The 24,138-nt window shown below is 35.6% G+C and carries 21 protein-coding genes; 13 read left to right on the forward strand and 8 right to left on the reverse strand.

All coding sequences use genetic code 11. The features are described from left to right. The first annotated feature begins 148 nt into the window (after positions 1 to 148). The 6 genes from LNQ34_RS20340 to LNQ34_RS20365 all read left to right on the forward strand — a co-directional run bounded on the left by LNQ34_RS20340 (position 149) and on the right by LNQ34_RS20365 (position 9,994). The gene (locus LNQ34_RS20340; protein ID WP_230001035.1) at positions 149 to 1,975 is read left to right on the forward strand and encodes a BamA/TamA family outer membrane protein; all 1,827 of its coding nucleotides are present in this window, start codon (positions 149 to 151) and stop codon (positions 1,973 to 1,975) included. A 202-nt stretch (positions 1,976 to 2,177) separates the two neighbouring features. Continuing rightward, positions 2,178 to 2,684 (forward strand): hypothetical protein, encoded by a 507-nt coding sequence (locus LNQ34_RS20345; protein ID WP_230001036.1) that lies wholly within the window; start codon positions 2,178 to 2,180, stop codon positions 2,682 to 2,684. Between the two features lie 219 nt (positions 2,685 to 2,903). Beyond that, positions 2,904 to 4,541, forward strand: coding sequence for an LVIVD repeat-containing protein (locus LNQ34_RS20350; protein WP_202702832.1), 1,638 nt, complete (start codon positions 2,904 to 2,906; stop codon positions 4,539 to 4,541). Between the two features lie 207 nt (positions 4,542 to 4,748). Further along, a complete protein-coding gene (locus LNQ34_RS20355) occupies positions 4,749 to 7,280 on the forward strand; it encodes a PIG-L family deacetylase (RefSeq protein WP_230001037.1) in 2,532 nt (843 codons plus the stop codon). A 123-nt stretch (positions 7,281 to 7,403) separates the two neighbouring features. Continuing rightward, on the forward strand, positions 7,404 to 9,137 hold the full coding sequence (locus LNQ34_RS20360; RefSeq protein WP_202702834.1) for a sodium:solute symporter family protein: 1,734 nt from the start codon (positions 7,404 to 7,406) through the stop codon (positions 9,135 to 9,137). A gap of 227 nt (positions 9,138 to 9,364) precedes the next feature. Further along, entirely contained in the window at positions 9,365 to 9,994 is a 630-nt protein-coding gene (locus tag LNQ34_RS20365) for an MCP four helix bundle domain-containing protein (protein ID WP_202702835.1), read from the forward strand. A gap of 1,118 nt (positions 9,995 to 11,112) precedes the next feature. On the opposite strand, the gene LNQ34_RS20370 is transcribed toward LNQ34_RS20365, so the two are convergent. The 7 genes from LNQ34_RS20370 to LNQ34_RS20400 form a co-directional block, all read right to left on the reverse strand. Then, the gene (locus LNQ34_RS20370) at positions 11,113 to 11,526 is read right to left on the reverse strand and encodes a nuclear transport factor 2 family protein (protein WP_202702836.1); all 414 of its coding nucleotides are present in this window, start codon (positions 11,524 to 11,526) and stop codon (positions 11,113 to 11,115) included. 2 nt (positions 11,527 to 11,528) lie between these two features. Then, positions 11,529 to 12,053: a TetR/AcrR family transcriptional regulator gene (locus tag LNQ34_RS20375; protein WP_230001038.1), complete on the reverse strand. Its 525-nt coding sequence runs from the start codon at positions 12,051 to 12,053 to the stop codon at positions 11,529 to 11,531. 263 nt (positions 12,054 to 12,316) lie between these two features. Continuing rightward, positions 12,317 to 13,159 (reverse strand): DUF2911 domain-containing protein, encoded by an 843-nt coding sequence (locus LNQ34_RS20380; RefSeq protein ID WP_202702838.1) that lies wholly within the window; start codon positions 13,157 to 13,159, stop codon positions 12,317 to 12,319. A gap of 70 nt (positions 13,160 to 13,229) precedes the next feature. Next, positions 13,230 to 13,892 carry an HAD family hydrolase gene (locus LNQ34_RS20385; RefSeq protein WP_230001039.1) on the reverse strand — a complete coding sequence of 221 codons (663 nt, stop codon included), beginning with the start codon at positions 13,890 to 13,892 and terminating at the stop codon, positions 13,230 to 13,232. 153 nt (positions 13,893 to 14,045) lie between these two features. Next, a complete protein-coding gene (locus LNQ34_RS20390) occupies positions 14,046 to 14,762 on the reverse strand; it encodes a tRNA threonylcarbamoyladenosine dehydratase (protein WP_202702840.1) in 717 nt (238 codons plus the stop codon). Positions 14,763 to 14,971: 209 nt separating this feature from the next. Further along, positions 14,972 to 15,631, reverse strand: a complete 660-nt coding sequence (locus tag LNQ34_RS20395) for a TatD family hydrolase (RefSeq protein WP_230001040.1) — start codon at positions 15,629 to 15,631, stop codon at positions 14,972 to 14,974. Next, a complete protein-coding gene (locus LNQ34_RS20400) occupies positions 15,632 to 16,231 on the reverse strand; it encodes a DUF1684 domain-containing protein (RefSeq protein ID WP_230001041.1) in 600 nt (199 codons plus the stop codon). Positions 16,232 to 16,328: 97 nt separating this feature from the next. On the opposite strand from LNQ34_RS20400, the gene LNQ34_RS20405 reads away from it, so the two are divergent. The 7 genes from LNQ34_RS20405 to LNQ34_RS20435 all read left to right on the forward strand — a co-directional run bounded on the left by LNQ34_RS20405 (position 16,329) and on the right by LNQ34_RS20435 (position 23,298). Beyond that, positions 16,329 to 17,546, forward strand: a complete 1,218-nt coding sequence (locus LNQ34_RS20405; RefSeq protein ID WP_230001042.1) for an MDR family MFS transporter — start codon at positions 16,329 to 16,331, stop codon at positions 17,544 to 17,546. A gap of 371 nt (positions 17,547 to 17,917) precedes the next feature. Continuing rightward, complete coding sequence (locus LNQ34_RS20410) at positions 17,918 to 18,286, forward strand: BlaI/MecI/CopY family transcriptional regulator (protein WP_202702846.1); 369 nt, start codon at positions 17,918 to 17,920, stop codon at positions 18,284 to 18,286. 6 nt (positions 18,287 to 18,292) lie between these two features. Further along, positions 18,293 to 19,888, forward strand: coding sequence for a M56 family metallopeptidase (locus tag LNQ34_RS20415; RefSeq protein WP_230001043.1), 1,596 nt, complete (start codon positions 18,293 to 18,295; stop codon positions 19,886 to 19,888). A gap of 11 nt (positions 19,889 to 19,899) precedes the next feature. Then, a complete protein-coding gene (locus LNQ34_RS20420) occupies positions 19,900 to 20,256 on the forward strand; it encodes a BlaI/MecI/CopY family transcriptional regulator (protein WP_017498599.1) in 357 nt (118 codons plus the stop codon). 18 nt (positions 20,257 to 20,274) lie between these two features. Beyond that, positions 20,275 to 22,122: a M56 family metallopeptidase gene (locus LNQ34_RS20425; protein ID WP_230001044.1), complete on the forward strand. Its 1,848-nt coding sequence runs from the start codon at positions 20,275 to 20,277 to the stop codon at positions 22,120 to 22,122. 105 nt (positions 22,123 to 22,227) lie between these two features. Then, positions 22,228 to 22,368 (forward strand): SsrA-binding protein, encoded by a 141-nt coding sequence (locus LNQ34_RS20430; protein WP_070907978.1) that lies wholly within the window; start codon positions 22,228 to 22,230, stop codon positions 22,366 to 22,368. Positions 22,369 to 22,452: 84 nt separating this feature from the next. After that, positions 22,453 to 23,298, forward strand: a complete 846-nt coding sequence (locus LNQ34_RS20435) for an EamA family transporter (protein ID WP_202702849.1) — start codon at positions 22,453 to 22,455, stop codon at positions 23,296 to 23,298. A 104-nt stretch (positions 23,299 to 23,402) separates the two neighbouring features. Here the strand turns inward: LNQ34_RS20435 and LNQ34_RS20440 are convergent, their stop codons facing one another. Beyond that, the gene (locus tag LNQ34_RS20440) at positions 23,403 to 23,957 is read right to left on the reverse strand and encodes a fasciclin domain-containing protein (protein WP_202702850.1); all 555 of its coding nucleotides are present in this window, start codon (positions 23,955 to 23,957) and stop codon (positions 23,403 to 23,405) included. Between the last annotated feature and the right edge of the window lie 181 nt (positions 23,958 to 24,138).

Raw genomic sequence — 24,138 nt, forward strand, 5'->3', positions numbered from 1 at the left:
TGCAAAAGATTAAGCGTACAGCCAGACCCGAAGGGAAACGCCATAAACAAAATTATCAGTAACGAAATACGAATCTAATGTTTTAAAGAGTGATAATAATTGCTTATATTCATCTACAAATTAACCTTTAAGCCGATAAAAAAATATAATGTCTGTAAACACAAAAATAGTCGTTTTTATTCTATTATGCTTTTGCTTACAAGGCACTTATGCACAGGTTAATCCACCACAGAAAAACGTAAAAACTAAAAAAGACAGTACTGAAGTTTACCAAAAAATTAGAAACTATTCGAAAAAGAATAAATTTACACAAACCCTTCATAAACTGTTCTTCAGGGGAGACAATACACAAAAAAAAGAAGTTTTAGTACAAAATGACACCACCGATTTTAGTGGTAAAATCATTCGGAACATTAATATTATAACACTTGATCCGTTCGGGCATTCGGTAACAGACAGCACCAAGATACCCAAAAACTGGGGAGAAAGAACAGGAAACAGACTGCATTTAAAAACAAAAAAAATAGCAATCTACAATCTGCTGCTCTTTAAAAAAAACACCCCTTACGACACTTACAAAGTACAGGAAACTGAACGTTTGATACGATCTCAGCGATATGTTACAGCTGTAAGAATTACGAATAAAATAATCGGAGTAGCCTCAGATTCAGTTGACGTAACGATTAGAGTTCTGGACTCCTGGAGTACGATTCCCAGATTTGCGGTCTCTGGTAATCAGGTGTCTTTTGGTATTAAAGAGAAAGATTTTTTTGGAACAGGACAACAATTGGACTATAAACACACCAACCGATTTAAAGATGGCCGTACTGCCAACGAAGTAAGCTACAACATTCCTAATATTAAAAATACTTATATAGGAACCACTTTATACTACAAGATTGATCTTGATAACAACTATACGAAAAGTATCAACATTGAACGACTTTTTTATTCTCCTTTGACCCGATGGGCCGGTGGTATATATGCGGGGCAGAACTACAAAAAAGATTCTTTGCAGGCACCTGATAAATCGTATGCATTTCAACCCTTTAAAAATAATTTTCACGATTTCTGGGCAGGGCATGCCAGTAAAGTAACTCAAGATGAAGACGGTATCACCAACCTCGTGGCAACCGCACGTTTTCTGAACGTTAATTATAGTCAAACTCCTTCTGAACTCTACGACCCCACTCGTTTTTACTCTGATGAAAAGCTGATTTTAAGTGGAATTGGTTTGAACCGACGCAAATTTATAAAAGACAATTATATTTTTAGAAATGGCCAAACAGAGGACGTTCCCATTGGGAAAGTCTACGGAATTACTCTGGGGTATCAATACAAAAACAAAGAATGGCGCCCTTATGCAGGAGCACAGTTCTCTTTTGGAAATTACTACCGTTGGGGATTTTTTAGTACCAATCTGGAAGCCGGTACTTTTTTTCATGATTCAAAAACCTATCAAACGGCTTTCTCGTTTGAATCTAACTATTTCACAAAACTATTCACTATCGGAAACTGGAAACTTCGCCAGTTTGTAAACCCATTCATCGTTATTGGTGCCAATCGCGAAAATATCATTGGAGATCAGCTTAACATTAATGAGGCAAATGGTTTGGCTGGATTTAATACTGCTATATACGGAACAAATAAGGTGGTTCTGTCACTTCAAACACAAACCTATTCCCCTTACGCTATACTAGGATTTCGTATCAATCCCTTTTTTAATTATGGACTCGCTGTATTAGGAGGTCCAAATGACGCTGTTGGAAGAAATAAGGCCTACCAAAAAATAACTTTGGGTTTGTCGATAAATAATGACTACCTGGTATTCAGTTCCTTCCAGATTTCACTGTCCTACTACCCTACTATTCCTTTTCAGGGAGATAATGTTTTTAAAACCAACACTTTTCAGGCCTCTGATTTTGGTTTACAAAGCTTTGAACTGGCTAAACCACGAATTGTAGAGTACCAATAGTAAAAAATCTATTTTTCTTTACTTTTTTCAAAAAAAACAGAGACTACAAAAATAACTAGTATTCAACACTTTAGATAAATTTCATTTTTAAAAAGTCGTCAAAATGCATCATTTATCCGATGAAATACATTGTGCTTTAATTTTTGGCACAGTATATGAATATCACAAAACAGGATCAACCTTAACCTTTAAATTAAAAAAAATGAAAACAATAAAATTAGCAATTGCAGGACTTTTTCTCCTGGTTGCAAATGCCACGCAAGCGCAGGTATCTATAAACGTTAACATAGGAACACCTCCGGCTTGGGGACCGGCGGGATACGAAGAAATGGAGTATTATTATCTCCCGGACATCGAAGCGTACTATGACGTTAGAGCTTCACAGTTTCTTTATTTTGGAGGGGGTCGATGGGTTAGAACAACCTACTTGCCAAGGCAATACAGAAACTATGATTTATACGGAGGTTATAAAGTTGTTTTGAACGATTATCACGGCAGAACTCCTTATACTTACTTTGACCGTCACAGAGTAAAGTACTACAAAGGATACCATGGTGCTCCACAAAGATGTTACAAGCCAAGACCAAGATATGGTTATGACGACCGTCATTATGATAAAAAACGCTACGAAAAACGCCATAAACATGATAGAGACGATGACGATGATGATGACGATCACGATGGTCATTACGGGCGAAGAAGAGGCTAATTATTGCTAAATCGTTAATTTTCAACACAAAAGAGGATCAAAAATCATGATACTCTTTTTTTATGCATGCATAGTAAATACCAAAAACGTTAATTTAATAAATATAATTTAAAAATAACAACTAAAACGATTGAAAAAGTTAAAGTATTCACAAGCATAATGAGTTACGACTTACAAAATCGTAATTTTGCACAAAATTTAAACAAAAAAATAGATTTTATGAAGAAGAGCGTTTATTTATTTTCATGGTTAGCGTTGTCCCTTTTTACATTTTGTACGAATCATGACGACTCTGCAACGAATGACCAGGCTAAAAACAATAACATCGAAATCAATAGCGATATTACGGCTTTAAATAAGAGACTTGATTACACCAATTCCGGAGTAATTTCAATTAGCGGTTCATCAGCTTCAACAGCTAAACTGTTGAATAGCGCTCAATCTTCGGCTACCGGTTTTCCATTGGTTCAAATTGCAGAGGTTAATCCACCAAAAGACAATAGCGGAAGAACGTTACAGGCCAGTCATGTAGCGGTAAACGGAAACTATGCTTACGTTGCTTATACCATGAGTGGTGAAGCATATTCAGGAGCTATTGATGTTATTGATGTCTCTGATCCTTATAAACCTAAATTGATCACTTCAGCCCTAATCGCCAATACCGATATTACCTCGCTTACCTATTCAAACGGAAATCTAATTATTGGTGCAGCGGCCGATATCGATAAAAATCCATCGCTAAAAAGCCCTGCTGTTGTCATTAACATGCCTTTAAGTTCAGGTATGCTAACGGATAAATACACGATCACTAATCTTGAAGGTCAAGTAACAACTGATGCTGCTTCGAATTCAGGTTCTTATTTTGCGGTAACCGGAGATCAGGGAAGTCTGTTTAAAATCAATGCTGCCTCTAAAACAATCTCAGGAAAAGTTGCCGTAGAAGATTTACGTTCTGTAGCAATCAACGGAGATAAAGTAGTGACTTTGAGCGGAACAAAAGGAGTAAATATTTATAACGAATCAACACTGGCATTACAAAAAAGCTTTACCACATCAACAGATGTAAAGGCTTCAAAAAGAACGATAGATTTTGATGGTACAAAATTATTAGTATCAGAAGGATATAACGGTTTAAGTGTTTACGACATCAATAGCGGTTCAAAACTACAGACTATTCCGTTAGCTGTTGCCGGTGAAGAGAATGTTACTAATGCCTTGTCTGTTAATGACGGTTATGCCTTTGTAGCCAATGGTGCCGCAGGTTTAAATGTATACAAAACGGGGGCTCAACTTGGTTTATTGGGAACTGTTGATATACTAGGTTCGTCAAACTATGTAAAATCAAGTGGTAATTTTATCTATGTAGCCAGTGGAAAAGGCGGTTTGAAAATTATCAAGATGGAAAAACCAAACACCACTTTTGAGGGCTGTACAGGATATGGTACTTATAATCAGGGACAAAATCTGATTCTGAACTCCAATGAAGTTAAATCGTACTCCGGTGCTACCTCTATTAGCTCTGCCATTATTAATTCCGGTGCAGTATTAACGCACTGTGGTTCAATTACAGTTCAAAATAATCTAACCTTAAACAGTGGAGGAACTTTCAACATGAAAGGAACATTGTCTCAGGGTAAATACGGTCAGTCTAATCCAACAGAACTTATCATCAACAGCAATGCGGTATTACAAGTTGAAGGTACTGTAGTGATTTGGGGAGATGTTAGATTGAATAGTGGTGCGAAGATTAATTTTATTGGAAACAGCTCTTCTATTACCATTTATGGAAAAGTAACCAAAAACAGCAATGTTACCATTACAGGAAACTATAAAGACACAGAAAATAAATTGAAATAATTTACTGCAATCCTAAGAAATACCACGTGATCTAATACATTAGATCCATTTTCTATAAAGCTGTCAGATTTGATCTGGCAGCTTTTTTTTTGAATCAATTTTCTTAAAAAAGCAAATCAATAACCAAACATTAACATTTCATTTAAATACTCTTCCATGATTTAATTAGTATTTTTGAAACGCTATCAAAAAACACCTAACCTTATTATGCGAAAAATTCAGATACAAATTCTTCTCTTTTTTTTATCAGGCATTTCTCTTTCTTTTGCACAACAACCACAAAAACCAAGTTCTGTTGAAATTTACAACCAAATTAAAAAATTAAACTTTTTAGGTTCAGTATTGTATATCGCAGCGCATCCGGATGACGAAAATACCCGCCTAATTTCTTATATGGCCAATGAAGTAAATGCCAGAACGGGTTATTTATCTTTAACTCGTGGTGATGGCGGACAAAATTTAATTGGTCCGCAATTACGTGAATTGCTAGGTGTTATCAGAACACAAGAACTAATCGAAGCCAGAAAAATTGATGGCGGTGAACAGTTTTTCTCCCGTGCAAATGATTTTGGCTATTCTAAAACCCCTGATGAAACATTAGAAATCTGGAATAAAGATAAGGTACTGGCCGATATGATTTGGACGATCCGAAAATTTCAACCGGATGTAATCATCAACCGATTTGATCACCGTTCACCAGGTACTACCCACGGGCATCATACATCATCGGCGATGCTAAGTGTGGAAAGCTTTAAACTCACCAATGATCCGAAAACATATCCGGAACAATTAAAATATGTAAAACCCTGGCAGGTGAAACGTCAGTTTTTCAATACATCCTGGTGGTTCTACGGAAGTCAGGAAAAATTTAAAGCTGCAAATAAATCCAACTTTATTCAATTGGAAACCGGAGTTTACTATCCGGGAATTGGAAAGTCAAATCAGGAAATTGCTGCTTTAAGCCGCAGCCGTCATCAATCACAAGGTTTTGGAAGTACCGGATCACGTGGTGACGAAACCGAATTTTTAGAACTCATCAACGGTGATCGTCCGATAGACAAAACTAATTTATTTGAAGGAATTGATACTTCATGGAACCGCGTTAAAAACGGAAAACCTGTTGGAGATTTAATCTTTTCCATCATCGCCAAATATGATTTCAGCAATCCGTCAGCCAGTATTCCGGATCTGATTAAAGCCTATACGATGATTGAGGCATTGGAAGACGATCACTGGAAGTCTGTAAAATCAATCGCCATCAAAAATATCATCGCTTCCTGTACCGGATTGTATCTGGAAGCGGCAGCAATTGAGCAGGAAGCCACTCCGGGAAGCACTATTAAAGTTACTCTGGAAGCCATTAACAGATCTTCAATCGAAATGCAATTAAGCAGTGTGACTTCACTGCCAGATCAGAAAAGCACTCCACAAAATATACTGCTGAAAAACAATAACGATCAAAAAATAAGCTACCAAATTCAGCTTCCTACTACATTAGAATACACGCAGCCTTATTGGTTAAAAGAAAAAGCAACTGAAGGAATGTATACGGTTTCTAATCAGGAAAACATTGGTATTCCCGATATTATCAGACAAGTCAAAGTAGTTTTTAATGTCAAAATAAATGGTGTAGAAATTCCGTTCGAACGCACTGTAATTTACAAATACAATGACGGTGTAAAGGGAGAAATGTACAATTTCCTTGATATTGTTCCTGAAGTTACTACCTCAGTTCTTGAAAAAGTTCTAATTTTTGGAAGTACGAAAAGCAAGTTAGTACCGGTAAAAGTACGTGCAGGGAAAGACGGTATCAAAGGAAATCTGCAATTGGAATTACCAAAAAGCTGGAGCGTTTCTCCTAAGGAAATTCCTTTTACTTTAGAGAACAAAGGAAACGAACAGATCTTTTACTTTGAAGTTACACCACCCGTAAATCCGGAAGAAACCGTTGCTAAAAGTATTGCTGTTGTCGATGGCAAACGTTTTGACAAAGATCAGACCATTATCGATTACAGTCATATTACCAAACAAATGGTTTTAAAACCGGCTGAGTCAAAATGCATCCGAATTGAGTTAAAAACAAATGGTGATTCGATAGCTTATATTATGGGTGCCGGTGATGAAGTTCCAGAAAGTTTAGCGCAAATGGGATACAAAGTCAGTATTATTAAACCGGAAGAAATCACACCCGAGAAACTGGACTCCTTCAATGTTGTAATGACCGGAGTACGTGCCTATAATACTATAAATGCTTTGGCACACAAACAAAATATCCTTTTCAACTTTGTGAAAAGTGGTAAAAACATGATTGTACAATACAATACGTACGGACAAACGGTAACCGATCAAATTGCTCCTTATCCGTTAAAAATATCAAACGACCGTGTGACCGAAGAAAATGCTAAAATCACTTTTCTGGCTCCTAATCACCCTATTTTAAACACACCAAACAAAATCAGTACTAAAGATTTTGAAGGCTGGAAACAAGAACAGGGTTTGTATTATCCTGATCAGTATGATCCTGCCTTTACTCCTATTCTTTCTTCACATGACAAAGGAGAATCGGCTAAAAATGGTGCTCTGTTGGTGGCACCCTACGGAAAAGGATACTATATTTACACCGGTTTAAGCTTCTTTAGAGAACTGCCCGAAGGTGTTGCCGGAGCTTATCGATTGTTATCGAATATGATTTCATTAAAACAGCCCATAGAGGCTCCCAAACAGGAATTAAAAAAGTAAACTATTCCCAATATGGAAACTAAAAAAATAAAAAAATGGAAGAAAAGCTACACTTATGTTTTAGTAGCCAACGCCATTTACATTCTGATTTTTTTCTTAATCATGAAATTATACTCATAACCTATGCAGCTATTTGATTGGATCGTACTGATCGTTACTCTTTTATTCATCGTTGGGTACGGCTCTTGGAAAACCAAAGGAAGTAAAAACGTCGAAGATTTTATTCTTGGAAACAACGAAACTCCCTGGTATACCGTCGGACTATCCGTTATGGCTACTCAAGCCAGTGCTATTACTTTTCTTTCGACTCCAGGACAGGCCTATCATGACGGAATGGGTTTCATACAGTTCTATTTTGGACTGCCAATTGCCATGATTGTGATTTGTGTGACTTTTATTCCTCTTTATCATAAAAATAAAGTATTTACCGCTTATGAGTTTCTGGAAAAGAGATTCGATTTAAAAACCCGTTCTCTGGCTGCCATTTTATTTTTAGTTCAGAGAGGTTTAGGAACCGGTTTAACCATTTATGCACCGGCGATTATTCTCTCGGCTCTTTTGGGGTGGAATTTAACTCTAATGAACATTATAATCGGGGTTATGGTTATCATTTATACCTTTTCCGGAGGAACAAAGGCAGTAAACGTGACTCAGAAGCAGCAAATGTTTGTAATCATGTCGGGAATGTTTATCACTTTTTTCCTGATTCTGCACTACCTGCCAAACGATATGACTTTTACCAGTGCGCTGCACATTGCCGGAGCCAACGATAAAATGAATATTGTCGATTTCTCTTTTGATCCGGAAGAAAAATATACTTTCTGGAGTGGAATCACTGGTGGTTTTTTCCTCGCTCTTGCCTATTTCGGAACCGATCAATCGCAGGTTGGTCGCTATTTATCCGGAAAATCAGTTCGTGAAAGTCAAATGGGACTAATCATGAATGGACTTTTAAAGGTTCCTATGCAATTCTTTATTCTGCTGACCGGAGTTATGGTTTTTGTCTTTTTTCAGTTCAATCCCGTTCCGTTAAATTTCAATCCCAACAATAAAATTGTCATCGAAAAATCACCTTACAAAGAGGAGTACCATGCTTTAGAGAAAAAACTAAGCAGTTTATCAGAAGACAAAAAAGTGATCAATTTATTATACATCGACCAGCTGAATCAGGATTTCGACAATCCGATTTTACGAAAAGAACTGGTTACATTGTCCAATAAAGAAAAAGACCTTCGTGACCGTGCCAAAGAAATCATTTCCAAGGCTGATAGCAACAGTGAAACTAATGATAAAGATTACGTCTTCTTTCATTTTATTCTCAATTACTTGCCAAAAGGATTAATTGGTCTACTTTTAGCCGTAATTCTTTCAGCCGCAATGTCTTCAACGGCTTCAGGGTTAAATGCTTTAGCGTCGACGACTGCCATTGATATTTACAAACGAAATCTGAAAACTGAAAAATCGGAAAAACATTATCTGAACGCGACCAAGTTTTTCACCTTATTCTGGGGAATTGTAGCGATACTTTTTGCCTGCGTGGGAACTTTGTTCGAAAACTTAATTCAATTGGTAAACATTATTGGATCTATTTTCTACGGAACCGTTCTGGGCATCTTTTTAGTCGGCTTCTATCTCCGACGCGTAAAGGCCAAAGCCATGTTTTATAGTGCTATAATCAGTCAGCTTACCATATTTATCATTTATTATTTTATGATTGCAATTTACCCGAGCGGTCAGGAAAAACTGGGGTACTTATGGTTGAATTTCATTGGAGCCATTCTGACAATTGTTCTCTCATTATTCATGCAGCTGGCCTTTTTTAGAAATGAACCGGACGCAGAGGAAATCATTATCTAGTAATTCTAAAACCTAAATTTAGCATACAGCCTTTTCAAGTTAAAAAAATTAAACCCAGACAATTAAAAAATAATCTTCTAAATTTGATTTTGGAAGATTATTTTTTTTTATAAGCTGTAGTGGATAATCTGGTAATTCAAAACCATCTAACAACTAATATTTTACTTCAGCTAATTCTTCGACAAAATTTTTATCTTTGAGAAAGCAACCGTTTAAATTCCAACTCTATGAAAGATTTGAAAAAATACAGCAATAAGACTAAAGCTGCTTTTATTTTATTGATTGTAATGCTTCTAATTCTTCTGGGGAATTTCAATACACTTCTAAATTCAAAAAATGTAAATGAAAATATTAACGCAATTTACAAAGACCGCTTAGTGGTTGCGCATTACATTTTTCAATACTCCAAAGAACTCCATTTTATAAAATCGGAAGCCGAAAAACTGGATTTAAGCGATACTATCAAAAAAGACGAAATCATTCAGACATTAAATATTATCCACACCATTGACGATTTATATGCCAAAACTGTACTGACCGATACGGAAAAACAGTATTTCGATGCTTTTTTAAATTCCTGTAAAGAAATAAACCATCAGGTTGCTGCCAAAAACTGGAATAAAATTGCCGTTTCAAGCAATGAAGCTCTAAAAACCTTAGAAGCTTTATCCCAAATTCAGATTCAGGAAGGAAAAGCAAAACTCGCGAGTGCCAATGCGATGTACAGTAAAAACAATAGTCTTGGGCAATTGCAAATTGCACTTCTCATTATTTTGGGCAGCATCACAGTTTACCTTTTGATTGTCAAGAAAATTAAAAAAAGTATTAAAATTCCTGAGCCGCCAAGTTTGAACTAATTTTAGGATGTGTTCTCATTAAGAATGTTACGAATTTAATGCGCTGAGTTTTACGGATTCGTTTCACAAAAATACAGATTTGTTTTTTTAGCATTTTAACCAATATTGTGCTCATTTGGCACAAGAAACTGTATTACTCTTTAAAATCAAACATTTACAAACTTTTCCCCGATAAATTATGTCGCTCCTTCGGAGCTTTTTATTGTATTGGATAATTTTGTTATGGCTATAACTATTTCGCTCCTTCGGAGCTTGATCAGAAATTTTCCTTCATGAGAATGATACATAAAAAAAAACCGTGAAAATCCGCGTTTTCGTGAAACGAATCCGCTACATCCGCGTCTAGAACCGAGGTATATATCTCCATTTCAATATCAATATCAATGTCAAAAATAACGCTATCTATTACTTTAATTTCCTGCCCTCTTCTTTAATTGGCAAATCACCGAAGTTTCTTCCTTGTGGAGATAATTCTGTTAAACCTATTTCGCTCCTTCGGAGCTTGACTCAAAATTATCCTTCATGAATAATACATAAAAAAATCCGTTCAAATCCGCGTTTTCGTGAAACGAATCCGCTACATCCGCGTCTAAAACCGAGGTATATATCTCCATTTCAATATCAATGTCAATGTCAATGTCAAAAATAACGCTATCTATTACTTTAATTTCCTGCCCTCTTCTTTCATTGGCAAATCACCGAAGTTTCTTCCTTGTGGAGATAATTCTGTTAAACCTATTTCGCTCCTTCGGAGCTAGACTCAAAATTATCCTTCATGAGAATGATACATGAAAAAATCCGTGTTAATCCGCGTTTTCGTGAAACGAATCCGCTACATCCGCGTCTAAAACCGAGGTATATAACTCCATTTCAATATCAATGTCAATGTCAAAAATAACGCTATCTATTACTTCAATTCCTGCCCTCTTCTTTCATTGGCAAATCACCGAAGTTTCTTCCTTGTGGAGATAATTCTGTTAAACCTATTTCGCTCCTTCGGAGCTTGACTCAAAATTTTCCTTCATGAGAATGATACATGAAAAAAAATCCGTGAAAATCCGCGTCTAAAACCAAGGTATATACCTCCATTTCAATATCAATGTCAGAACTAATGCTATCTACTTCAATTTCCTGTCCTCTTCTTTAATTGGCAAGTCATTTATACTGGCGAATCGCTTTTGCATAAGTCCATTAGCATCAAACTCCCAGTTTTCATTTCCGTAGGCTCTGAACCAGTTTCCATCCGGAGTCTGATATTCGTACTCAAATCGCACGGCAATTCTGTTTTCTGTATGTGCCCAATATTCTTTTTTGAGTTTGTAATGTCTTTCCTTCTCCCATTTTTGAGTCAAAAAACGAATGATGGCCTCTCTTCCATTGACAAACTGATCTCTGTTTCGCCATTCGCTATCAACGGTATACGCTTTTGAAACACGCTCAGGATCCTGACTGTTCCAGGCGTCTTCTGCCAATTGAATTTTTTCTAATGCCGTTTCATAAGTAAAAGGCGGCAATGGTAACTTCTGTTCCATAACTATAAAATTAAAGTTTGAATTATTTTCTTGGATTGCTCGATAAGATGATTTGATTGGAATAACTGACTTTCGATGATACAGCTTTCAAACAGTAAATAAATATGATCTGCCAAAAGCTCATTTTCAATCTCCGCTTTAAAGTAATTTCGTAAGTCTGATTTATGGCTATGAATGACACTCAGTACTTTCTCATTATCTGGAGGTATTTCTGAAAGTAGGTTCAAAAAACTACACCCTCTGAAATTTTCCTTTTGATTCATGGCTATTAAAAAGTCAAAAGAAGTCAAAACTTTTAATTTAGAATCTTTTTGATCTGAAGTGAATTGTTCTAGCTTCGCAAACCAATATTCATGACGCCACTCTAAAAAGGCGACACATAAATCTTCTTTTGATTTAAAATGCTGATAAAAACTCGCTTTTGCCACTTTCGCTTCTTCAATAATCTGATTTATACCTGTGGAATTATATCCTTGGGTATGAAACAAAACGGAGGCTTTATCTAAAATTCGTTCTTTGGGCTGCATGTTTGGTTTACGTTTGGAAGTACAAATGTAAACAATTTTTAATAAAAACAGACAGGTCTGTCTATTTTAAATAAATCTTCTATTTTTTTTAACCGCAAAGAACGCGAAGGTTTACGCAAAGTACAGCAGGGTGAATTCTGAAATATTTTTTTAAGACTTCCCAAGCAATACTAAATAAAAAATCCAAATTCCAAATCCCAATTGAACATTGGAATCTGGAATTTGGATTTTTAAAATTTAGAATTTAATAATTCAGTGAATTATTATCTGCTCCACTCAGCGATACTGTCTTTATTTAATTTTACGTAGTCTTGATTTTTAGCAGCTTCTGCAGCAGCAAGGGAAATTTTAGCGGTTTCAATTGCTCCTTTTTTATCTCCTTGTTTTGCCTGAATTTGCGATTTCAATCTTAAAATGTAATATGGTTTATCAGCGCTAAGGTCTAATGATTTATCTATATAAGTTCTGGCAGTTTCGATGTTTCCGTTTGCCTGAAACAAGTAAGTTGCAGCTGAAAAATAATCGTTTGAACTTGGTCCTCCTAAAACTTTCTCAATACTTGCCGTAGCCGTTTTTGCAGTTGGTACTTCAAACTTTAATGCTACATGAGAATTTTCCCAGGACATTTCTAAATAACCGTAGTTTGGGTCTAAACCATTAATTCCAATAGTAAAAGTCTCTACCGGAGTTGGCAATGCATCTTCTTTCACCGTGGTTCTCAAAGCTACATAAGCATCACTCCAGTTTTCAGGTAATCCCCAGTTATCAGTAGAAAGGTAAAAAATAACTTCCCAGCTTTCAATTTTAGGAATCGTATAAATTGCATATTTACCTTTTTTCAATGTTTTCCCGTCGATCACTACATCATCACTAAAATTAATGATCGTGTTTTCATTAGCTCCGGTTCTCCATAATTTTCCAAACGGAACCAGATTTCCAAATACAGCTCTTCCTCTGGCACCCGGTCTTGAATAGGTAACTTCAACGTCAGTCAATCCAACGGTTTGCTTGATATATCCTTTAGGACTCGCTTGCGGAGTTTTTATTTGTGCTTCTGTAGCAAAAGGAGCCAAAACAATGGCTAATGCGATAAGTAGTTTTTTCATTTTGTTAGTTTATTTTGTTCCCTCAAATTTACAAATTCAATTAGCGAATAAATGTTAAATTTAACTTAATTCAAGCGTCTAACTGTGATATTTTTTGCGCATTCAGCTCACTAAAGTGATTGATAATCAAATCAGCATCTGATAAATCCTGTAATTTCGAATGATGACTGTTATACCCTACACAATATACGCCAGCGCCTTTTGCTGCTTTCACCCCATTTGTACTGTCTTCAATGATAATACAGTTTTCTTTTGGAGCTTTCGATAGCGAAGCTGCATGTACAAAAATGGCCGGATTTGGCTTAGATTGCGGAAAATCTTCACCACTGACAATATCGGTAAAATACTGGTGCAAATTGAATCTGGTAAACACACGTTCAATCGTTACTTTTGAAGCCGAAGAAGCCAAAATTAACTGTATTCCGTTAGCGTATAGATCTTTGATCAAATCTTCAACACCTTCTAATAAGTACAAATCTTCTTTGGTATCAAAGGCGTCATTAAAAATATTTCTTTTTCGTTGGATTAAATCTTCAACTTCGTGCTCAATTGTTGGAAAAAGCTCTTTTAGAGTCTGAAAGGTATTTCGTGTCGAAAATCCGGTAAACGAAGTGTACATCTCTTCCGTTACTGTAATATTCAGTTCGGTAAATTGTTTGTAATAAGCATAACGATGTACAGGTTCAGTGTCTACAATGACACCATCCATATCGAAGATTACTGTTTTTATCATTTTTTTTTAGTTACTAAGGTTGTGAGGGGCTAAGGTTCTAAGTTTTTTTCTTAAGGTACTAAGGTACTGAGATTCTAAGGTTCTGAGTTTTTTTTCTGAAACTTATTTGCTAAAGACTTAGTACCTCAGAACCTTAGTATCTTAGAACCTTTTCTACTCCTTCTTCAGCAAATAACGAATCACTGTTTCAGCAACATGCAGACCAAATAATCCCGGCATATAACTGTTGGTTCCGTAGAATGATTTTTTGAAGTTTTTCCCGTCTGTTAGTTTTAAACTTTTCTCGTCCTGAATTTCAGAAGAGAAAACTACTTTTAATTTGTTTATTTTTTCGGCTTTTAGACGCTTTCTGATTGTTTTAGAGAAGTAACAGTTTATTGTTTTTGAGATATCCGTTACTTTTACTTTCGAAGCCAGCATTTTTCCGCCCGCACCCATACTGCTGATAATTTTTACTCTCTTACGTTTTGCAGCAATGATCAGGTTTAATTTTGGTGTGATACTGTCGATACAATCCAACACATAATCAAACTCAGAAGAAACCATCTCAAAAGCTCTTTCAGGAGACAAAAACTCCTGTACTCTCGTTAGCTTCAATTCCGGATTGATGTCCATCAAACGGTCTCCAACAATCGTAATTTTAGGTTGACCAACAGTGGAGTGCAAAGCCGGTAATTGTCTGTTAATGTTTGTAATATCTACTACATCGCCATCAACAATAGTCATACTTCCTACTCCTGCTCTTGCCAAAAATTCAGCTGCAAATGATCCAACTCCTCCTAAACCTACTACCAACACATTGGAATTTTGTAGGTTTTGCAATCCTTCTTTCGTAAATAAAAGCTCGGCTCTTTCTGTCCACTCTGCCATATGTTAATCTTGTTATTTTTGTTTATTTTTTTATTTGTTTCAGGTTTCAGTTTATTTGTTTCAGGTTTCAAGTTTCAAGTTTCAGGTTTCAGGTTTCAGGTTTCAAGTTTCAAGTTTCAGGTTTCAGGTTTCAAGTTTCAGGTTTTACGTTGGTCAGTTCGAGCGAAGTCGAGAACTTTTTGGAATTTAGATTTTCTAAAATTGAAATTTTAATTCTCATTACTTTTCCCAAAAACAGCATTGAAATTATCCGACACAATCTTTTGCAATTCTTTAATGGTTAAACCTTTATATTGCGATGCCAATTCATAAACCTGCTCTATACTTTCCTCAATCGTATCCGTTTCCAAAAAAAAGCGATCCTTAGGTATGGTCTGAAAAACAGTTTTTAAATCGGGATTTCGCAAAAGATATTTTCCAAACGAAATATAAAATCCTTCTTTAATTAGCTGCGCGGCAATCTGACCGTTTTTTGAAAAACCATGAACAATCATCGGAACCGAAATTTTCATTCTCTTCTTCAATGCAATCATTTCCTGAAAAGCAGCAACACAATGGATGACAACCGGTTTTTGATACTTCTCCGCCAGTGCCAGTTGCTTTTCAAAAACGATTAATTGCTGTTCCAACGGAATCTCGATTCGCTTGTCTAAGCCGCATTCACCGATAGCCAGACAATTATTCGATTGTAATTTTTCTTCTATAATTTTCAATTCAGCATCAATTTGATCCTCTTTTATGTACCAAGGGTGAATTCCTATGGAATAAAACGGAATCGAAGCATCAAACTCCTGTGGGTATTGATTGACCAATTCCAGCACATTGGCTTGATTTTTAAAGTGATGGGTATGAAAATTAAAAAATTCCATTTAATGAAATGCTTTAACTCCCGCTTTGATTTCTACATTCAGATCGTTTTCCAAAGGAACTATCGGACATGAATATTTATGATTATAAGCGCAATACGGATTGTAGGCCATATTAAAATCAACCGCAATTGTGTTTCCTTTTGGAACTTTTAAATCAATGTATCTTCCTCCGATGTAACTTCCTTTACCCGAAGTTAAATCTGAAAATGGTAAGAACAGATGATCTTTATACTCCTTCGTTTTCGAAAGTTCTATGTTTCTGTAAACATTCAATTTAAGGGCCACTCCGTCAATTGTAAAATATAAAGTTCCGTATTTGATGTATTTTGGCGTTCTTGTTCCGGTCGTTTTCATTTCGAAAACTTTTTCATTTTGTGCTTTCTCTAATTTTGCAGTCACAAAATACTTTGCATTTATGGGATAAAAATCTAAACTTTTAAAGGCTTTCAGATCTTCCGCCATTAACGGACTCGTCTTAGCATCAGCATATTCTGAATTTATTGTCTTTTGAAACTTTTCACTTTCCTTTTGATCAAATTTACTTTGTCCCAAGCAAAAATTAATCGCTAACAATACTAAAAAAACTATACTTTTTTTCATCTTAGAAATTTTGAGCAAAAATAGTTCAAAAGTAACAAAGCAGCAACCGCTCATCCATACAAAGTTTACTAACTTTGTTGCAAATAACTTATTTATAATGCTTAAAACCGCTTTTAGCCGCTACATCAATAATTTTAAAGGTTTTTCGAGAGAAATTTGGATTCTTGCTATTGTTACTTTTATCAATCGTGCCGGAACCATGGTGCTTCCATTTTTGTCCAAATATTTAAAAGAAGATTTGCATTTTACGTACATTCAGGTAGGCTGGATTATGGTGGCTTTTGGTTTCGGATCAATGTTAGGTTCCTGGCTGGGTGGAAAATTAACAGACAAAATCGGGTTTTACAAAATCATGATTTTTAGTTTGTTTACTAGTGGAGTTTTCCTTTTCCTTATTCAATATGTTACCCATTTCTGGACGCTTTGCGTCGCGATATTTACTTTAATGACTATTGCCGATATGTTTCGCCCGGCGATGTATGTTTCGCTTGGTGCCTATTCTGAACCCGAAAACCGAACGCGTGCCCTTAGTTTGGTACGTCTTGCCGTTAATTTAGGATTTGCCGCAGGACCAGCATTAGGAGGTTTGATTATTATGGGTATGGGGTATTCAGGCTTATTTTGGGTAGACGGTGCATCGTGTATCATCGCCATTTCGATATTTGCCATACTGGTTAAAGAGAAGAAAAAAATACTAGACGAAGATAAAATCGAAAATACCGAAGTTAAAAAATCAGTTCTTCAGGACAAAATCTTTTGGGTTTTCTTGTTTGTGTGTTTCGCGACGGCTATCATATTCTTCCAGCTTTTTACCACTTTACCGCTGTATCATAACGAAAAATTTGGTTTAAGCGCGTTTCAGACCGGACTCTTAATGACACTAAACGGGTTGCTTATTTTTACTTTGGAAATGCCAACTGTTGCTTTTATGGAGCGGAAAGGCTTTCCTAAAATAAAAATTATCACACTTGGATCTTCCATTATAGCCCTGAGTTTCTTTTTATTATTGATTAATGTTTGGGCATGGATTCTGGTAATCAGCATGATTCTTTTCTCGCTTGGAGAAATTCTCAACTTCCCTTTCTCGAATGCTTTTGCACTAAGCCGGGCACCACGCGGACAGGAAGGCCGTTATATGGCACTTTACACTATGAGTTTTAGTCTTGCACATATTGTGAGTGCAAAAGTAGGCTTCGAAATCATCTCCCGGTTCGGATACCAAATCAATTGGCTTTTCATGGCTTCTATTGGAGTTTTTGCAACGCTATGCTGCTTTTGGATTAAAAAGGCATTGGTCAGGGAGAAAATATCTTAAAAACTTATTTTCCTTATATCGTTTATTAAACCCGACAGGTTTCAAAAACCTGTCGGGTTTCTTTGTATATAATTTTTTTTATAGATCAAAGTCCAATAATTCTCTTGGATGTTTTCCTAATCCTTCTTATTTAACCCATTAAAGAAAATCGACTATTTCCTTCACTTCTTTTTTAAACTTTAAAGCTACGAATGCATTTTAAGACGTCCTTAAACCATGTTAAAAACCTATAAAACAACCCATTAAACCTAATTTTAAACTAACTTTAATGCCTCTAAAAGACATTCAAAACGTAATTTTTAGTTAAATAACTATTTTTATAGTTGCGTAACTAGAAAAATAGTTGTAGGTTTGAATTAAAATTAGAAAACATGCAAAAGTTAACGAACAAAGAAGAGGAAATCATGCATATTTTATGGAGGCTTAAAAAAGCTTTTGTAAAGGAAGTTCAGGCAGAAATAACAGAAGATCAACCCCACTACAATACCTTATCGACTATAGTGCGTAATCTGGAAGAGAAAGGATTTGTGGGGCACAATGCTTTTGGAAACACACATCAATATTATCCAATCATTACTTTAGAGGCCTACAGTAAAAAGTATATGAATACGGCAATTGACAACTATTTTAATAGTTCGTATAAAAATATGGTTTCATTCTTTGCTAAAGAGGAGAAAATTTCGGCAGCAGAATTACGTGAAATTTTAGACATGATCGAAAATCCAAAAGGAGAAAAATAATTGTTTATGGAAGCACTTTTCTTATTTATCGCAAAATCCGGTGGTTTATTAATATTGTTTTATTGTGCTTATTATTTTTTACTGCGCAAAGAAACTTTTTTTAACAGCAACAGATGGTTTTTATTGGCTGGTTTAATTACCTCAGTAGTGTTGCCTTTTTTGGTATACTCTAAAACTGTTTGGGTAAACCCTACTCCCGAGACCCATTTGCATTATACTACTGTTTACCAACCGCCGCTTGTCGAAAATAATGCTTCCTTAATCAACTGGAATCTGGTGCTGCTTTCAGTCTACATCATAGTACTTCTGGGATTACTTTTAAAATTTGCCTACGACTTTTATAGTCTAAATGCAGTTCTGAAAGGAAAGAAAATCACGCAGCAAGCCGATTTCAAATTCATCGATACCAACGAAAATATTGCTCCTTTCTCTTATTTTGATTATATCGTGTACAACTCATCAATGTACACGCCTTCGGAATTAGAGAGTATTATCGAGCATGAAAAGGTGCATAGTGAGCAAAATCATACTGCCGATGTTTTACTGTCAAGAATATTCTGCGTTCTCTTTTGGTTCAACCCGATCATGTGGCTGTATAAAAAAGCAATTCTTCAAAATCTGGAATTCATCGCCGATAGTGAAGCTGCACGAAAAATCTCCGACAAAAAAGCGTATCAGTACACACTTTTAAAAATTACAACACATGAAAATTGTGTTGCCATTACCAATCATTTTTATCAATCATTAATCAAAAAACGAATCATTATGTTAAACAAAAATCAATCAAAGAAAAGAAATTCCTGGAAGTTTGGAGCAATAGTTCCGGCACTTGCTGCATTTGTATTAGTATTTCAAATCGAAGTAATTGCCAAAGAAAAACAACAAACGGCAAAGGTAATTTCAGGAAAAACAGAATCTGTAGATGTTTACAAAATCAAAAAAAATACGACAGATGCTGAATTAAAGGAGATCAAAGAAAAATTAAAAGCAATTCATAACATTGAATTTAAGGCTTCTGAGATAAAAAGAAATGCTGACAATGAATTAATATCAATCAAAATTGATGTTAAAAATGGCAAACAGCAAGCACAATCTGTTCAGACTTCAGGAAATGAAGCCATTAAAGATTTTGGATTAATTGTTACAACGGATACGAATGGCAGCAAAAATGTTGGCATTCAGACTGCTGATGAAAGTAATAATTCTGAAAGCCACAAAGAATCCAAAAAAGTAAAAAACAAAAAAGTAATCCTTAAACAAACTAAAAATGTTAACACTAATTCTGGTACTGACAAAGAAATTGCTAGCAATACTCGTACAAATACTAGCACTACTACTGTAATTACAGATGATAACGGAACAACCAGCGTATCTACCTCAAATAGTGATGGTAAAATTATTGTTTCGACATCGGGTAAAGGCAGCGCAAAAGGGCCTAAACTTACCATCGTTGACGGAGTTGAAATGCCTGCCAATTATAGCCTTGAAGACCTTAAACCAAAACATATTAAAAAAATGAGTGTCTATAAAGGAAGTGAAGCCACTGCTAAATATGGAGAAAAAGGGGCTAATGGTGTAATCGAAATCGAAACACATCAATAGGAAAGCTTAAAATGCAAAAGCTAACCAACAAAGAAGAGGAGATCATGCACATTTTATGGAAGCTTCAAAAAGCTTTTGTAAAAGAAATTCAGGCAGAGATCACAGAAGATCAACCACATTACAACACTTTATCTACAATTGTTCGTAATCTGGAAGAAAAAGGCTATGTAAGTCATAGCGCTTTTGGAAATACACATCAATACTATCCACTGGTGAGTATTGAAGAATATCGAAAAGGGTTTATGCATACTGCTATCGATAATTATTTTAACAGCTCTTATAAAAGTATGGTTTCATTTTTTGCCAAAGAAGAAAAAATCTCGGCAGCAGAATTACGAGAAATCTTAGTCATGATCGAAACTCCCTAAAATAAAAAATAGTTAGTTATGGAAGCCTTTTTCATTTTTATCGCAAAATCAAGCGGACTGGTAATATTGTTCTATTGTGCTTATTATTTTTTATTGCGCAAAGAAACCTTTTTTAACAGCAGCCGATGGTTCTTATTAGCAGGATTAATTACCTCCGTTGCTTTACCTTTTTTAGTTTACACCAAAATTGTATGGATAGAACCCACTCCTATTGTTCAGGCTCCTGTAATGGCTGCCTCAAAAACAACAATCGCTGCAATGGATTATTCGAAAGCATATCTTTCGCCCGCTGTAGCAGAAGATCCTTTTGAAATCAATTGGAATTATGTTGTACTGGCTGTGTATGGTATCGGATTTTTGGCTTTGGTCATAAAATTCATGATTGACTTTTATAGTCTTAATTCTGTTCTAAAAGGGAAAAAAGTACTACAGCAGGCCGATTTTAAATTTGTCGATATCAACGAAAACATTGCTCCTTTTTCTTATTTTGATTATATCGTATACAACTCATCAATGTATACCGCATTAGAATTAGAGAGTATTATCGAACACGAAAAGGTACATAGCGACCAAAATCATACGATGGATGTTTTAATCTCTAGAGTATTTTGCGTCTTATTTTGGTTCAATCCTTTTATCTGGCTGTACAAAAAAGCAATTCTTCAGAACCTTGAATTTATTGCCGACAGTGAGGCTGCCAAAATAATAACCGACAAAAAAGCGTATCAGTACACGCTTTTAAAAATAACAGCACACGAAAGCTGTGTTGCAATCACCAATCATTTTTATCAATCATTAATCAAAAAACGAATTGTCATGTTAAACAAAAATCAATCAAAGAAATGGAATTACTGGAAGTATTATGCCATCATTCCGGCACTAGCTGCTTTTATCTTTTTATTCCAAATTAAAACCATCGCACAAGAAAAAGAGGCTAAAGAAGGTAGAGAATCGAAAGAGATCATCGAAAAAAATGACTCAACCGAGGTTATTAAAATCCAAAAAAACACTACAGATCAGGAACTTAAAAAAATTACAGCCGATTTAAAACAAAAACACAATGTTGATGTTGTTATTTCGGATGTAAAAAGAAACAGTGAAAATGAGCTGACCGCCATTAAAGTAGACGTGAAAAGACAAAATGGAAAAACACAAACCATTCACATTGAAAGCAATAAAGCGATTAAAGGCTGTGGAATTGTGGTATCAACCCAAGATAACGGTTCCAAGAATATAGCGTTAATAACGGATGATGCTCCAAGTAACCCCCGAATTTTTAGAAATCAGGTTGCAGAGAGAGATGAAATTAATGATACAGATGGCGCCCCTCTTACACCTCCAACCCCTCCGACTCCACCGTCATTTCCTAATGGAGCAATGCCACAAATGCCTACATTAAATGTTCCAATGCCTCCAATGCCACCAATAAGTTCAGGCAGTAAAGCTGACATGGCTAATTTTAAGAAAGATATGGCCGAATATGAAAAGAAAGTAAAATCTATCGAACCAAGTATTGCCGCCTACGAAAAACAATTGAATGAATTCTTATCGCAAAGAGATGCAAATTATGAGAAAGATATGCAAAAGTATGAGGCTGCAATGGATAAATTCAGTGCCGAAATGGAAAAATTTGCCGAGAACATAGAAGTTAAATATGGAAAAGATTCTAAAGAGTACGACATCAATATAAAGCAGTACGAGCAAGATATGGAACATGTCAAAAAAGACATGAAACAGTACCAAAAAGATGCAAAACAACATGAAAGAGATGCAAGGCAAAAAGAAAGAGACGCAAGACAAAAAGAAAGAGATGCAAGACAGAAAGAAAGAGACCAAAGAAGAGATTTAGAAAGCAGAAGATCATAATTCAGGATTTACTTCAAAACAATATAAAAACTTAAAAATCAACAACAAAGACTTTGCCTGACCGCAAAGTCTTTTTTTTATATCTTTGCAAAAAATTAAGCACTTATGTACAAAATTTTAGCCCGAATCAATAAAATACTGTTGCCGAGTTTTACAAAACAAGGTCTGGACATTACGAAAGCAAAAAAATGGCAGATGGCCGTTATTGGTTATCGGGCTTATGTTACCAAAAGAGCTTTAGGATAGTATTCTAAAAAATCTCTTCAAAGCTCTACCCAACCGTCTTCGGTTATCGGCTATATTGGCCGTTTTTCTCTCCACTACATTTCCATGAAAAATAAAGAATTCAATATCCCCCCTGTTTACGCTGTACTTCTTGCAATTATAAGTGTTCAGTGTGGGGCTGCCATTGCAAAAAGTTTATTCCCAACTATAGGTGCTGCGGGAACAGCTTCTTTGCGAATCGGGATTTCGGCTGTCATTTTACTTTTAGCATACAGACCCAATTTAAAAGCAATTACTCCAAAACAATGGAGAATTGTTCTTCCTTATGGTTTGACACTTGGCGCTATGAATTTAGTTTTTTATAGTGCAATAGAAAGAATCCCGATTGGTCTGGCAGTGACACTTGAATTTATAGGTCCATTACTGGTTGCCATCGTCGGCTCGAAGCGTTTGCTTGATTATTGCTGGGTAGTACTGGCAGCGATTGGAATAGTTTTAATAGCTCCATGGTCAAATGACCAAATCGATCCTATAGGTGTTTTATTTGCTCTTTTTGCAGGTGCTTTATGGGCTGCCTATATTGTTCTGGGCGGAAAAGTTTCTAAAATTATGCATGGCGGAGAAGCAGTTGCCACCGGAATGCTATTCGGAGCCATTTTAATTCTACCGTTTGGTATCTATGAAAACGGATTGATAAATCTTACCCCTAAACTCTTCGGGATGGGTGTTGCTCTGGCTCTTCTATCCAGTGCCATTCCATTTACACTCGAAATGAAAGCTCTGGGCCAGCTCCCTCCTCGTACTTTTAGTATTTTAATGAGTTTAGAGCCCGCTGCGGCAGCTATCTGCGCTTTTATTTTCTTGCAGGAACATCTAAACTTTTATGAAATTTTAGCAGTACTATGTGTTGTAATTGCTTCGGCAGGATCAACTTTAACTGCAAAGAGGTAAATCGCAAAAATTCAAATTCCAAATCCCAAATCCCAATTTGAAAGTCGGAATTTAGAATTTGGAATGTAAGAATTAAGTCTAAGACTTAGTGTCTAAAAATTATATTAACTTTTTGGCAATAATACCGTATCAATTACGTGAATTACACCATTTGACTGATTTACATCTGCAATAGTAACTTTAGCACTGTTTCCGCTTTCGTCAGTAAGGTATAAATCTTTTCCTTTCATCCAGGCTGTCAGTGTACCACCGTTAACCGCTTTAATAGTTGCTTTCCCTTTACCCTCTTTAATTGCTTTTGCAATACCTGAAGCATTCCATTTTCCTGCTACTACATGGTAAGTCAGGATATTTTGAAGCATTTTTTTGTTTTCTGGTTTCAATAATGTTTCAACAGTTCCTTTTGGTAATTTATCAAATGCTGCATTTGTTGGGGCAAAAACAGTAAACGGTCCCTTTCCTTCAAGGGTTTCCACTAATCCGGCTGCTTTTACAGCTGCCACTAATGTCGTGTGGTCTTTTGAATTAACGGCATTTTCAATAATATTTTTAGTAGGATACATTGCGGCTCCTCCAACCATTACGGTTTTTTGCGCAAATGATGTAAATCCAAATCCTAATACCAGGATTGCTACGGCTAAAAAATTTCTAGTTTTCATAATTAATATTTTAGGTTATAAGCTCATTTACGCGGTAATATTAGTTTTGGTTTTAATACATCTTCAAAAAAACTAATATTATACTGAATATTTTTCAAAATCCGCTAAATAACAAGGCTTTAGAAAAGAAATTTTTTTTTTTTTAAAAATCGAACTTCCTTCCCTTTTAACTTAAAAACAT

Source organism: Flavobacterium lipolyticum (genome assembly GCF_020905335.1).
Taxonomy (GTDB): domain Bacteria; phylum Bacteroidota; class Bacteroidia; order Flavobacteriales; family Flavobacteriaceae; genus Flavobacterium; species Flavobacterium lipolyticum.

Coding starts and splice junctions, on each gene's coding strand:
- LNQ34_RS20340 (WP_230001035.1), top strand. CDS start 149: ATGTCTGTAAACACAAAAATAGTCGTTTTTATTCTATTATGCTTTTGC.
- LNQ34_RS20345 (WP_230001036.1), top strand. CDS start 2,178: ATGAAAACAATAAAATTAGCAATTGCAGGACTTTTTCTCCTGGTTGCA.
- LNQ34_RS20350 (WP_202702832.1), top strand. CDS start 2,904: ATGAAGAAGAGCGTTTATTTATTTTCATGGTTAGCGTTGTCCCTTTTT.
- LNQ34_RS20355 (WP_230001037.1), top strand. CDS start 4,749: ATGCGAAAAATTCAGATACAAATTCTTCTCTTTTTTTTATCAGGCATT.
- LNQ34_RS20360 (WP_202702834.1), top strand. CDS start 7,404: ATGCAGCTATTTGATTGGATCGTACTGATCGTTACTCTTTTATTCATC.
- LNQ34_RS20365 (WP_202702835.1), top strand. CDS start 9,365: ATGAAAGATTTGAAAAAATACAGCAATAAGACTAAAGCTGCTTTTATT.
- LNQ34_RS20370 (WP_202702836.1), bottom strand. CDS start 11,526: ATGGAACAGAAGTTACCATTGCCGCCTTTTACTTATGAAACGGCATTA.
- LNQ34_RS20375 (WP_230001038.1), bottom strand. CDS start 12,053: ATGCAGCCCAAAGAACGAATTTTAGATAAAGCCTCCGTTTTGTTTCAT.
- LNQ34_RS20380 (WP_202702838.1), bottom strand. CDS start 13,159: ATGAAAAAACTACTTATCGCATTAGCCATTGTTTTGGCTCCTTTTGCT.
- LNQ34_RS20385 (WP_230001039.1), bottom strand. CDS start 13,892: ATGATAAAAACAGTAATCTTCGATATGGATGGTGTCATTGTAGACACT.
- LNQ34_RS20390 (WP_202702840.1), bottom strand. CDS start 14,762: ATGGCAGAGTGGACAGAAAGAGCCGAGCTTTTATTTACGAAAGAAGGA.
- LNQ34_RS20395 (WP_230001040.1), bottom strand. CDS start 15,631: ATGGAATTTTTTAATTTTCATACCCATCACTTTAAAAATCAAGCCAAT.
- LNQ34_RS20400 (WP_230001041.1), bottom strand. CDS start 16,231: ATGAAAAAAAGTATAGTTTTTTTAGTATTGTTAGCGATTAATTTTTGC.
- LNQ34_RS20405 (WP_230001042.1), top strand. CDS start 16,329: ATGCTTAAAACCGCTTTTAGCCGCTACATCAATAATTTTAAAGGTTTT.
- LNQ34_RS20410 (WP_202702846.1), top strand. CDS start 17,918: ATGCAAAAGTTAACGAACAAAGAAGAGGAAATCATGCATATTTTATGG.
- LNQ34_RS20415 (WP_230001043.1), top strand. CDS start 18,293: ATGGAAGCACTTTTCTTATTTATCGCAAAATCCGGTGGTTTATTAATA.
- LNQ34_RS20420 (WP_017498599.1), top strand. CDS start 19,900: ATGCAAAAGCTAACCAACAAAGAAGAGGAGATCATGCACATTTTATGG.
- LNQ34_RS20425 (WP_230001044.1), top strand. CDS start 20,275: ATGGAAGCCTTTTTCATTTTTATCGCAAAATCAAGCGGACTGGTAATA.
- LNQ34_RS20430 (WP_070907978.1), top strand. CDS start 22,228: ATGTACAAAATTTTAGCCCGAATCAATAAAATACTGTTGCCGAGTTTT.
- LNQ34_RS20435 (WP_202702849.1), top strand. CDS start 22,453: ATGAAAAATAAAGAATTCAATATCCCCCCTGTTTACGCTGTACTTCTT.
- LNQ34_RS20440 (WP_202702850.1), bottom strand. CDS start 23,957: ATGAAAACTAGAAATTTTTTAGCCGTAGCAATCCTGGTATTAGGATTT.